Source organism: Adlercreutzia shanghongiae (assembly GCF_035830635.1).
Classification (GTDB): Bacteria; Actinomycetota; Coriobacteriia; order Coriobacteriales; family Eggerthellaceae; genus Adlercreutzia; species Adlercreutzia shanghongiae.
In genome coordinates this window covers 26,590-38,470 of record NZ_JAYMFI010000011.1, presented here as the reverse complement: position 1 = coordinate 38,470, position 11,881 = coordinate 26,590, and the positions used below count along the sequence as shown (strand labels likewise).

Sequence of the window (11,881 nt, the reverse complement as noted above, 5' to 3'; positions counted from 1 at the left end):
CACGGAGGGGCGACTTCGGTCGCCCCTGTTTTGTCGTGCGCCTTGCCCCCTCTTTTCAAACTACGAGAAATCGAACATGGCGGTAGACAGGTAGCGCTCGCCGGTGTCGGGCAGGATGACCACGATGTTCTTGCCGGCATTTTCGGGGCGCACGGCCAGTTTCGCGGCGGCGGCCACGGCTGCGCCCGCGGAGATGCCCACGAGCAGCCCATCATGGGCGGCCAGCTCGCGGCCGGCCTCAAAGGCCTCCTCGTCGGTGATGGCGATAACCTCGTCGTACACCTCGGTGTCCAGCGTCTCGGGCACGAAGCCCGCGCCAATGCCCTGAATCTTATGGGCGCCTGCGCGACCCTCTGAAAGCACCGGAGAGCCCGCCGGCTCCACGGCCACTACCCGAATGTCCGGGTTCTGCGACTTCAAATACGCCCCGGTGCCGGAGATAGTGCCGCCCGTGCCCACGCCGGCCACGAAGATGTCCACCGCGCCGTCGGTGCCTTCCCAAATCTCAGGGCCCGTCGTGGCGAAATGGGTGGCCGGGTTCGCCGGATTGGTGAACTGCGAGGGAATAAACGAGTTCGGGATCTCGCGGGCCAGCTCCTCGGCGCGGGCAATGGCGCCCTTCATGCCCTTGGCGCCCTCGGTGAGCACCAGCTCCGCCCCGTAGGCGCGCATGAGGTTGCGGCGCTCCACGGACATGGTCTCGGGCATGGCGATGATGATGCGGTTGCCCCGAGCCGCGGCAATGGCGGCAAGGCCGATGCCCGTGTTGCCGGATGTGGGCTCGATGATAACCGTCTCGTCGTCGATCTTGCCCTCGGCCACAGCGGCATCGATCATGGCCTTGGCAATGCGGTCTTTCACCGAGCCGCCGGGGTTGAACGACTCCACCTTGCCGATAAGCGTGGCCGGCAAATCGTGGTTGCGCTCGTAGTGGGTCAGCTCCACCAGCGGGGTGCGGCCGATCAGCTCGGCAACGCTTGCGTGGACGGTCATGGGTAATCCTTTCTCGAGATTCGCTTGGCCCTATCCTAACGGGAGCCGCGCCCCCGTCAACCGAAGCCGCTATAGCACTTTCCGATGGCGCGAAACCGTAAGAAACCTGCGCTCTCTATCATGTTCTCTCCTCGTTGGGGATTTTTAGCCGTATAATGTCCAGCGTATCACTAGACTAATTAAACCCGCGCCTAGGAGCGTCCCATGACCTTGCAGCAGCTGCGCTACCTCATCGCCATCGCGAACCACGGCTCCATTTCCGCGGCGGCCCACACGCTGTATGTGTCGCAATCGAGCCTGTCGGTGGCCGTACGCGACATCGAGCGCGAGACCGGCGTCACCATCTTCGAGCGCAGCAATCGCGGCATCACGCTCACCAGCGACGGCATCGAGCTTTTAGGCTACGCCCGCCAAGTGGTGGAGCAGGCCGACCTCATGGACGAGCGCTACTCCGGCCGCGGCGAGCGCGCCGCCCAAAGGCTGGCCATCACCTCCCAGCACTATGCCTTCGTCGTTGAGGCGTTCCTGGAACTGGCCGAGCAGTACGAGGGCGAGGGCTACAACTTCAGCCTGCGCGAGACCCGCACCGCCGAGGTCATCGAGGACGTGCGCGACTTCCGCAGCGATTTAGGCGTGCTGTACCTGTCCACCTTCAACGAGAGTGTCATCGGGCATGCGCTGGAAGACGCGAACCTCTCGTTCAACCTGCTGTTCACCGCTCAGCCCCATGTGTTCGTGAGCGCCACCCACCCCTTGGCCGACCGCGCCGAGGTGACCGTGGAAGATTTGGAAGACTACCCCCGCTACGCCTTCGAGCAGGGGTCGAACAACTCGTTCTTCTACGCGGAAGAGCCCTTGGCCGAGCTGCCCCACAGCAAGTGCATCGCCGTCAGCGACCGCGGCACGCTTTCGAACCTGCTCGCCCACCACAACGGCTACACCATCTCCACCGGCGTGCTCTCCAGCGAAATGCACACGGGCATCGCCAGTGTTCCCTTGCAGACCAAAGAGCTCATGCGCGTGGGCTACCTGGTTCACAACGAGCGCCAGCTGTCGCCTTTGGCCCAAAGCTACATCGAGAAGCTGAACCTGTTCGTCGAAGGCTACCAGATAGGCCTTGCGGGCCTGTAAGCCCCAAAGCGCCCACGCCCGCGCATCGTCTAGTCCTGTGACGCTGCTTCCCGCTGGTCGATGCCCAGAAGATCGAACAGCTCCTGACGCGTGTGGATGTCCAGCTTCTGGTAGATATGACGCACGTGGGCTTTGGCCGTGCCGTTGGCGATGAGAAGCTCACGCTCGATAATGCCCACGGTCTTATGCTGGGCCAGCAGCAAGAGCACCTCCTCCTCGCGGGCCGACAGCTTGTAGGTGCGCGCGATTTCGGTGCAGCGGTCGGCGAGTTCCTGCTTGCGAATCATGTCTGCAGAATCCGTACCGCCGGCAAGGAAATTGGCGCCCCAGCGACTCGAGAGGTCGCGCTCGGAGAGCAGCAGCATCGTGGCAAACACCACAGCCACCACGGCGAGCACCGATACGGCCACGTCCCCCATGGCGTCGAAGGCCTCGAAGCTCTCCACGCCGTCGGCCATTACGCGCCCAAGCCACATGAACACCTGGCGCACCCCTCGCTCGATGCCAAAGAGCCAGACCGCCGAAACGCCATAGCGATAGCAGATATTGGCGCAAATAAGCATGATGAGGATCGACTGCGCCGTATAGGCCGCCGCCATGCAAAAATTCGCCGCCTGCCCCGGCACATGACCGAAAACCGGCACGAGGAACAGGGCGATGACCGTAAGGGGCAGCGCAAAGCGATAGATGAGCGAGAAATCGAAGCGGCCGCCGCGGAAGGCGACTCCCAAAAAGACAAGGGCCGCCACGCATACGGCTCCAGGAGCCGAATGGGGGCCGAAGGACCCCACGTACATGCCGCCCTCCATAAGGCCGTAACCGAAAGCGTAGGCCGCCATAAACAACACGGCTTTCCACGGCACGGAGAACTGGGTCCACGTCGTTGCCGGACGCTCGGGCGGCGGCAGCAGAGAGAAGCCGCGGCGGGCGGCCACGAGCGACACGGCGGGCAGAAGAGTCGTCATAACGAACAGCCACGGCAGCATGAAGCCGCGATACACGTACAGCACCAAGGCGCCGACAACGATGGAAGCCGAATAGTACAGCGCAACACGCAAAGGGTTAAGACAGCCGTACAACTCGCTCCAAACGAGAATCATCAAGGCAATGCCGAAGCCACCCACCACGGCGGCCACATACCCCGACCACGAGGCCAACGTCGGCACCCAGCAGCTCGCGAACATCAACACCGTCGAAACCGTCAGAGCCACCCCGCCGAGCACAAACGGCGCACGCTTATTGAAGAACGGGCCAATGCGGCGAGCAAGCAGCGTACACGCGATGGCAGTCGCCACCATGGTCCAATCGAAGAAATCGCGCACCGTCACCGTGGCGGAGGGAAACGAAACGAACGTCCCCACAAACACAATCTCGATCCACGCGCGATAGAGTCCCAGGCCGAGGAAGACCAACGGTATGGCAAACGCAGCTTGCGCTCGTCGCAAAAGCGATCCTCTGTCTGGCGCCGTCTCCTGCGACGCACCCTCTGTCGTCGAAGCGCAATCGGCCACGATGACCTTCCCTCCTCACTCAAAACCGCTCTTCAGTTGTCGGGGATTCGAAAAGATGATGGTTCGAATTATAAATCATCGAGGCCCCTTGCCGCTTCCCGAGTCCCTCCCAAAAGCCCTCCTCATCCCAAAATAAAGGGTTATAGAAGGGGGTTATAGGGCGGATAAGGGTCCTGGGTTACGAAATTAGACCGCCATTTTGCCCCATCGGTCGATGCGTGAGGATGCTCGAGATTTTATGGTGGCAGCAGCAAGACGGCCGGATGCCGTTTGCGGAGCGCCGAAGCGCGGCGCTCGTCTAGCTTACTAAGGAGGGAATTTATGGCTAGCATTTCTCGCAGGGATTTGTTCAAGTTCGGCGGCGTGGCCGCCGCGGGCGCCATGGGCGCGTCCATGCTCGGAGGCTGCGCGCCCCAGCAGCCGGTAGCCGCCACCGGTGAGGGCGCCGCGGCAGCCGGAGACGGCACCCCGGCGTTCTTCGTGAAGCCCGAGCCCATCACCGACATCGCCGACACCCGCGATTACGACGTCGTGGTCATCGGCGCCGGCGCTGCGGGCGTGCCCGCCGCCATCTCGGCCCATGAGGCCGGCGCGAAGGTGGCGCTGCTTCAGAAGGAGGCCACGGCGGTGTCCCAGGGCAACACCTGCGACTCCATCATCGTCGACCAGACGGCTCCCGGCGGCGTGGAGGCCGTGGTGTCTCTCATCAACGCCGACTGCTGCCATATGTCCGACCGTGAGCAGGTGCGCCTTTGGGCCTACAACTCCGGCGAGGCCTTGAAGTGGCTGTGGAACATCGGCGAGCAGGCCGGCGCCCAGATGGTCGACTCCACCGCCAAGTGGACCGGCAACATCGGCAACATCAACGGCTACGACGTCACCTACTTCGCCTTCGACTTCGGTCCGAAGCCCTACAACACCGGCAACGGCATGCGCGACATCGCTGATTGGGCCGAGCAGCAGGGCGTCGAGATCTTCTACTCCACCCCGGCCGCCCAGCTCGTGCAGGACGAGTCCGGCGCCGTGACCGGCGTCATCGCCGAGGGCGCCGACGGCTACATCCAGTTCAATGCCACCAAGGGCGTCATCGTGGCCACGGGCGACTACGAGAACGACGACGAGATGATGGCCTACTACGAGCCGGCCATGGCCAACATCTACCGCAAGGAGCAGAACAAGACCGGCGACGGCCAGAAGATGATGGTGTGGGCGGGCGCCTGCATGGAGGACGCCTGCGGCTCCAAGGTGCAGCACGACTTCGACGCCGGCCCGGGCTCCATGGCCGACATGCCGTTCTTGGCCGTGAAGAACGATGGCTCGCGCTTCTGCAACGAGGCCGCCTGCGAGATGGCCGTCATGGGCAACTTCCTGCGCAGCGAGGCCGACCAGGGTTGGTACAGCCAGATCTTCGACAGCAACTACATGGCCGACACCGAGGGCTGGCCGGGAGTGGCCCTGCCGCCCGAGGCCATGGCGAGCTACATGCCCGAGGTCGAGGGCGAGAAGACCGGCGTCTACGAGAGCCTCATCAACACCTTCTCTGCCGATACCCTAGAAGAGCTCGGCCAGAAGCTCGGCCTCACCGACGTCGATGCCTTTGTGAAGACCGTCGAGCGCTACAACGAGCTGGCCGAGAAGGGCATCGATGAGGACATGGGCAAGCCGGCCCAGTTCCTGAAGGCCATCAAGCAGCCTCCCTTCTACGGCATCCATCGCCACATCGGCCTGTCCACCATCATTCACGGCGTGAACGTGAACAAGGACATGCAGGTGCTGAACGCCGAGGGCGAGCCCATCGAGGGCCTATACGCCATCGGCAACTGCGCCGGCAACTTCTTCGGCAGCCCCGACTACCCCATGACCGTGCCCGGCCTCTCTCTCGGTCGCTGCCACACCCAGGGCTACGTCGTCGGCCGCGCCGTGGCGAGCAAGTAAGCACCTGCCACCGTGCAGCTTTCGCCGCACCTCCCTACCCTCCCAAGTGTTCGGGGCGCCTGAAGGCGCCCCGTCGCTTTTTTGAGATGCAGAACTCAACGTCGTCGCGCCGTTCGCAAAGCAACGACTTTGGGGGCTATTGAACGTTATCGAATTTGACGTCTCAAACTAGAAGGCCCGCACGATGGCGCCGCCGCCGAGCACTTCGTCGCCGTCGTAGAGAACGGCGGACTGGCCGGGCGCGGCGGAACGCTGGGGCTCGTCGAAGGTGATGGTCAGCTCGTCGTCGCCAGACATCTCGACGATAGCCGCTACGGGGCGTTGACGATAATGGGTCTTCACCTGAACCGCCCGCGAACCCGCGAAGGACTCGCCGCCGATGAGATTAACGTCGCAAGCCACAACGCCACGGCTCAGCGTCTCGTCTTTGAAGCCGACGACGAGACGATTGGCCGTCAAATCCTTCTCCAACACATACAGCGGCTCGGGCGCCGCCACACCGATGCCCTTGCGCTGGCCTATGGTGTAATGGACAAGCCCGCCATGCTCCCCCAGCACCCGGCCCTCCCGATTCACGATGTCCCCCGGCTCAAACGCAGCAGCCGCGCCGCGATGCCCCTCGATGAACCCGGCGTAATCGCCGTCGGGCACAAAGCAGATATCCTGGCTCTCGGGCTTTTCTGCCGTAACGAATCCGTGGGCGCGAGCCAGCTCGCGCACCTCGCCTTTGGTCAGCTCCCCCAGGGGAAACAACATGTGAGCCAGCGTATCCTGGGTGAGATGGTACAGCACGTAGCTCTGGTCTTTGGCCGCATCGCAGGCCCGCAAAAGCTTCCAGCGCCCCGCGTCCTCATCCCACGCCCGACGGGCATAGTGTCCCGTGGCCACGTAATCGAGCCCCATCTCGCGCCGGGCCTTCTGCAGCGCTTCGAACTTCAGATAGCGGTTGCAGTCGATGCACGGATTCGGCGTCTGCCCGCACAGATAGTCATCGCAGAACCGGTCGACAACCGCCTCGCCGAAACGATGGCGAAGATCAAAGACGTAGTGGTCCACGCCCAGACGCCGGCAAACCGTCCGCGCATCTTCCACATCGGCGCTCGACCCGCAGCTTGCGCCGTCCTCGTCCTTCGCCACGCTTTCTGCCGGTGTGCCATCGCGAAGCACCATGGTGGCGCCAACGACCTCATAGCCGGCCTCTTGCAGCAGCAGCGCGCATACCGAGCTGTCGACGCCGCCGCTCATGGCGGCCATAACCGTGCCTGGGCCCTCTTTAGCGCCCGAGGCAATCGTGCCGATGCCGTCTTTTTTCTCCCGTAGATTCATGCGAGCATCTTAGCACGGCTCGGCCGTGCTACCCTGAGACCCATGCAGGGGTACCGCCCTGTGGCACCGCCAGGAGCCGCGACGCGGTTGAGAGGGCCTTGCGCCCAACCCTTCGAACCTGTCAGCTAACACTGTCGTAGGGAGCATGCTCACGAGCAAAAGGGCGCTTCCTGCGGGAGGCGCTTTTTTTGCGCGACCCGCAGCCAGCGCCCCGGCTTCCGGAAAGGAACCGCCATGTCCGAACCTTCCGCTACCCGCACCGCAGCAGAGCTGCGCGCGCTTATGGCCCGCGCCGTGCGCGAGGTGCGCGAAACCAACCCGCTGGCCCCCTCCATCACCAACACCGTCACCCAGAACTTCGTGGCCAACGCCCAGCTGGCCGTGGGCGGCTCGGCCGCCATGGTGTACCTGCCCGACGAGGGCGAGTGCGTGGCGGCCATGGGAGGCGCCCTCTACATCAACCTGGGCACATTGCTGCCCATCTACGAGCAGAGCATTCCCCGCACAGCCCGGGCGCTTTCTGCTGCGGGCAAGCCGTGGGTGCTCGATCCGGTGGGCGTCGGCATCGGCAGCCTGCGCACTCAGCTCATCCAGACGGTCCGCGACGACAAGCCGACCATTCTGCGCGGCAACGCCTCGGAGATTATCGCCGTGGCAGAGCTGTGGGGACTCGATAGCGCCGCCGCGTCGGGCGCCGACGGCCCGCGCGGCGTGGACACGACCGATTCTGTGGACGCCGCCGAGCGCGCTGCCGTGGCCATCGCCCGCTTCACGGGCGGCGCCGTGGCCGTATCGGGCGCCACCGACCTTGTCACCGACGGCACTAGCGTCGCACGCCTTGCCGGCGGCTCTCCCCTCATGACCTGCATCACCGGCTCCGGCTGTTCGCTCGGCGGCGTCGCGTCCGTTTACGCCTGCGTGGCCGACCCCTTTGTGACGGCCCTCACCGCCACAGCCGCCTACAACCTCGCTGGCGCTCGCGCCGCCGAACGATGCACCGGTCCCGGCAGCTTCCAAGTCGCCTTCCTCGACGCTCTTTATCAGCTCACTCCCGAAGACGTCGCCGAAGCCCCTCTGCAGCTCACCGTTCTCTAGAAAGGTCGCCCCATGAATACCTTGATCGCTGTCGCTATCGCGCCCTTCGGCGTGGGAGACGAGCTGGCGCCCTACGTGGCCGAGGCGGTCCGCGTCATTCGCGACTCGGGCCTTCCCTATCGCACCACCTCTATGTTCACGGAAATCGAGGGCGAATGGGACGAGGTGATGGCCGTCGTGAAGGAGGCCACGTTCGCACTGGCCAAACAGGGCATCCGCACCGAGGTGGTTTTGAAGGCCGACATTCGCCCTGGTCATACCGACACCATCAACCGCAAAATCGAGAAGGTGGACGAGCTGCTCGCGTAACAGCTTTTCGTCCGAACTCTGGCCGTTGGAAGGACAGGGACGCCTTGCGGCTATTATGAATCGCGAGAACACGAGCCGGAAGGAGCTTCCATGAAGCGTACGGTTATCCACATTGACGAGGAGAAGTGCACGGGTTGCCGCCTGTGCGTCGATGCCTGCCACGAGGGCGCCATCGGCATGGTAGGCGGCAAAGCCCGCCTTCTGCGCGACGACTACTGCGACGGATTGGGCGATTGCCTGCCCGCTTGCCCCACCGGCGCCATCACGTTCGTTGAACGCGAGGCCGCGCCCTACGACGAGCATGCCGTCGCCCGGCACCTGGCCGCACGCGCAGCGGCGGAACAGATTGCCGAAGACGACCTCGACCGCACCATCGCCGATGTGGCCCTCCAAGGTTGTCCCGGCTCGTGCGCTCGCAGCCTTGCCACAGACGCAGGCCCCACCGACGCTGTGCCCTCCGTCACCGCCATGCCGAGCCGCCTTATGCAGTGGCCGGCGCAAATCAAGCTCGTTCCCACGCAGGCGCCCTACTACAACGGCCACGGCCTGCTCATCGCCGCCGACTGCACCGCCTTCGCCTGCGCCAGCTTCCACGAGCGCTTCATGCGCGGCAACGTGACCATCATCGGCTGCCCCAAGCTGGACGAGGGCTCTTACGCCGACAAGCTTGCCACCATCATCGCGGCCAACGACATCACCTCAGTCACGGTAGCCCGCATGGAGGTGCCCTGCTGCGGAGGCCTTGAGCGCGCCGCCGCCGAGGCCCACGCCCGCTCCGGCAAAGACATTCCCTTCGAAGTCGTCACGTTCTCCGTCACCGGCGACGTCATCGGCTAGCGCGCCGCAGTGAGCACTAGGCTACACCTCGGGCTCTTCGGCTTCTCCTTTATCGGCCTTGCCCTCCAAGACAGCACTCGCGTCGCCTGAAATCCCGTGATGGTACACGTGGATGTGCTGCTCCTGAGCGCGCGGATGATGGTGTCCAAAACGGTGTCCGCGATGATGTCCGCGCCCACCGCATCCGCAGCCACTTTTGGGGCGCTTCTCAATCTCCGCGTAATCGATGCCCATATCCTCGCAGCAATCGATAACCTTGGCGCACAAAGCGGCCAACTGGTCCTTCTCGTCGTCGGTCAGGTAATCGAACACAGCATCGGCAGCGCGATCCTCGGCGGCCATGCGCTTTTCCATGATGCGCGCGCCCTCATCGGTAATCTTCACCACGTGCTTGCCAGACGGCTTGCGCGCAATGGTCACGTAGCCGCTGTCAGCGGCCTTCTTGGCCACCATCATGGTTTCGCGCCCATGCCAGCCCAGCGCATGGGCGAGCTTCTTAGCCGAAAGGCCCTTCTTCGCATCGCCGAACTTGTACACCACCTTAAGCAGCGCGCCCTGCCCTTTCTTGAAGGAGCGCGGCCCCTCGTTGTGCATTGCCAGCTTGCTGTAATTGGCGGCCCGCTTCAATTCGGCGAGCAACTCCGTGGACTTCGTCATAACGACCTTCTTCCGTCAATGAAACCAATTTAATGCACGCAGCAGCATACGCAACAACGACCAAGCCCTACCGACCACTCGCAAAAGAGAAACCAGCCCGAAGCCAACCCGTTGCCCTTTTAAGACCCGTGAAGGAGAAGCAGCGTATCGCGCGATCTTGAGGCTCTATCAGAACTCTTGACGTTGCAGCAAGTGCAAGGTTTAGGATTGCATAAAGAAAGAAGAGGGAGGATATCGCATGGCAAAAGGGGCATCAGCTGTTCTTGGATCAGCTTTCCTGTTTGCGCTTTTACCGGTTTTCCTAAGGCTTGCTTATGCGGCCGGCGCCAACCCCTATTGCTTGATGGCCGCCCGAACGGCAATGGCGAGCCTCGCTATGGCGGCGCTCTGCCTCCTAACTGGAAGAAGCCTCTTACCACACCGCGCCGCACTCGGCCCCGTTGCTCTTGCATGCACAGCGTACTCGGCAATGTCGCTGTGCTTCAACTTAGCTTGCAGCGAGATGGAGGCGGGGCCTGTTAATGCGCTGTTCCATCTCTCGCCTATCTTTGTGCTAACTTGCGCGGTGGCAGGACACAAGCAGTCGCTAGACAGGTGCACGACATGCGCCGGAGCGCTTGCGGCTATCGGATGTTTGGCTCTTTCGGCTTCATTTAGCGGCGGCCTGCCCACTTCAGGTGTTTTGCTCGCTCTAGGAGCCGCCATCCTCTCGGCAGCGTACACATTAGCCGTCGCATCTCCTAAGCTCGGAACCGTCGATGCGCTCGTTCTCACGTTCTACGTGTGCGCCACATCCTGCTGCACGAGCCTCGTCGTCGGCGCCATTAACCACGACACTCCCCTCGACTTGAGCCCCCAGGCCCTCATCTGGGCTTCGTTGGCCGCTCTGCTCAGCACTGCCGCCGCCATGTCGCTCTTCGTCTACGGCACACGAAAAACGGGCGCAATCGCCTCTTCAGTACTGAGCAACACCGAAGTAATCTTCACCCCACTCGCCAGCGGAGCTCTTCTGCAAGAAACAACAGGCATCGTTGCCTTAATGAGCTATGGAGTCATTGCCGCCGCCTGTATACTTGCAACACTTCCACCTAAAGACCGACCTTCCTAATAGAGGTATAGTTACCTCTACACCCCGCGACCGTTCCGCGAAAGGAGCGACGATGCCACTCTATGACGACAGCCGAAAGTACTCGGTAAAGGAGACGGCGCAAATCTTAGGGATAAATAGTCAGAGCTTGCGCTATTACGATCGCGTCGGCCTCATCGAGCCCTTTTACCGCGATCCGGACAACCAATACCGCTATTACACGATTAACCAGTTTTACCAGATTGAGATGTTCAAGCTGGCAAAAAGCCTTGGCTTGCCGCTTTCTGACTATCGAACAATTTATTTCACCGATGACCAAATTGGGCGAAAAGACTTTAGCGATCTTGAGCAAACCCTTAATGACCTCGAACGCACCACCGTAATTGCCCGCGAAGAACTTGATCGACGACTTCTCGAAATTGCCCGCATGAGGAAGAACATCTCGGTTCTGCAGAAGGGCGCTATCAACGGCAGGCCCTACTACGACACATTGCCCGACCGATGCATATACGTCGTCGACCATGACCCCAACGTCCCTTTTGAGGAGACAAGCATCCGCATGAGGAGAGGCCGTCGTAAATATCAGGACTACCTTACAGAGTATTACGGCTTCCTTCTTGATACAGATGCCGCACAACATGGAGACCTCGTAATTCGAAAGCAGTTCGTGGAACTGGACACCATGCTCGAAGAGTCTGACGAAATCCTCCATTTGCCTCGGGGTACGTACGCAAATTTCCTCTATCACGGATTCTGTCCCGAAGAGCCAACCGATAGTCTGAGCGCCTACCTCACGCAACGCCCTGTTAGCGCCCCCTATCTTGTGGCCGATGAAATTGGGTACTATGATCAGGTTCCATCTATCATTCACGCCGTCCGCGTGCCCGTTCTCGAAAAAGAAAAATAATCGAAAATAACTGTTGACCTGTTACTGGGTGCAACCTTGAAACTCCGTTTCGAAGCCGCCGAGGAGTGGCGGAGGAGGACCGAAAGGAACACC

General features: G+C 62.2%; 11 protein-coding genes and 1 riboswitch. Of the genes, 7 read left to right on the top strand and 4 right to left on the bottom strand.

The features are described from left to right. Positions 1–60: 60 nt before the first annotated feature. Entirely contained in the window at positions 61–993 is a 933-nt protein-coding gene (gene cysK / locus VJ923_RS06435) for a cysteine synthase A (RefSeq protein ID WP_326439734.1), read from the bottom strand. A 204-nt stretch (positions 994–1,197) separates the two neighbouring features. On the opposite strand from cysK, the gene VJ923_RS06430 reads away from it, so the two are divergent. Next, positions 1,198–2,124: a LysR family transcriptional regulator gene (locus tag VJ923_RS06430; protein WP_326439732.1), complete on the top strand. Its 927-nt coding sequence runs from the start codon at positions 1,198–1,200 to the stop codon at positions 2,122–2,124. A 29-nt stretch (positions 2,125–2,153) separates the two neighbouring features. On the opposite strand, the gene VJ923_RS06425 is transcribed toward VJ923_RS06430, so the two are convergent. Then, entirely contained in the window at positions 2,154–3,635 is a 1,482-nt protein-coding gene (locus tag VJ923_RS06425) for a helix-turn-helix transcriptional regulator (protein WP_326439729.1), read from the bottom strand. Between the two features lie 321 nt (positions 3,636–3,956). On the opposite strand from VJ923_RS06425, the gene VJ923_RS06420 reads away from it, so the two are divergent. Continuing rightward, positions 3,957–5,570, top strand: coding sequence for an FAD-binding protein (locus VJ923_RS06420; RefSeq protein WP_326439727.1), 1,614 nt, complete (start codon positions 3,957–3,959; stop codon positions 5,568–5,570). A 168-nt stretch (positions 5,571–5,738) separates the two neighbouring features. Here the strand turns inward: VJ923_RS06420 and mnmA are convergent, their stop codons facing one another. Further along, complete coding sequence (gene mnmA / locus VJ923_RS06415; protein ID WP_326439725.1) at positions 5,739–6,896, bottom strand: tRNA 2-thiouridine(34) synthase MnmA; 1,158 nt, start codon at positions 6,894–6,896, stop codon at positions 5,739–5,741. Between the two features lie 36 nt (positions 6,897–6,932). Beyond that, positions 6,933–7,056, top strand: a riboswitch (TPP riboswitch). Between the two features lie 74 nt (positions 7,057–7,130). On the opposite strand from mnmA, the gene thiM reads away from it, so the two are divergent. From thiM to VJ923_RS06400, 3 genes are all read left to right on the top strand, one after another. Then, positions 7,131–7,991: a hydroxyethylthiazole kinase gene (gene thiM, locus VJ923_RS06410; RefSeq protein WP_326439723.1), complete on the top strand. Its 861-nt coding sequence runs from the start codon at positions 7,131–7,133 to the stop codon at positions 7,989–7,991. A 12-nt stretch (positions 7,992–8,003) separates the two neighbouring features. Beyond that, the gene (locus VJ923_RS06405) at positions 8,004–8,300 is read left to right on the top strand and encodes an MTH1187 family thiamine-binding protein (RefSeq protein WP_326439721.1); all 297 of its coding nucleotides are present in this window, start codon (positions 8,004–8,006) and stop codon (positions 8,298–8,300) included. A 90-nt stretch (positions 8,301–8,390) separates the two neighbouring features. Next, the gene (locus VJ923_RS06400; RefSeq protein ID WP_326439719.1) at positions 8,391–9,137 is read left to right on the top strand and encodes an ATP-binding protein; all 747 of its coding nucleotides are present in this window, start codon (positions 8,391–8,393) and stop codon (positions 9,135–9,137) included. A 21-nt stretch (positions 9,138–9,158) separates the two neighbouring features. Here VJ923_RS06400 and VJ923_RS06395 read toward each other — a convergent pair whose 3' ends face one another. Then, entirely contained in the window at positions 9,159–9,794 is a 636-nt protein-coding gene (locus VJ923_RS06395) for a MarR family winged helix-turn-helix transcriptional regulator (RefSeq protein ID WP_326439717.1), read from the bottom strand. Positions 9,795–10,032: 238 nt separating this feature from the next. Between VJ923_RS06395 and VJ923_RS06390 the strand changes: the two genes are divergently transcribed. Both VJ923_RS06390 and VJ923_RS06385 read left to right on the top strand, forming a co-directional pair. Further along, the gene (locus tag VJ923_RS06390; RefSeq protein WP_326439715.1) at positions 10,033–10,902 is read left to right on the top strand and encodes a DMT family transporter; all 870 of its coding nucleotides are present in this window, start codon (positions 10,033–10,035) and stop codon (positions 10,900–10,902) included. A 52-nt stretch (positions 10,903–10,954) separates the two neighbouring features. Then, the gene (locus VJ923_RS06385; protein WP_326439713.1) at positions 10,955–11,788 is read left to right on the top strand and encodes a MerR family transcriptional regulator; all 834 of its coding nucleotides are present in this window, start codon (positions 10,955–10,957) and stop codon (positions 11,786–11,788) included. Positions 11,789–11,881: the final 93 nt, after the last annotated feature.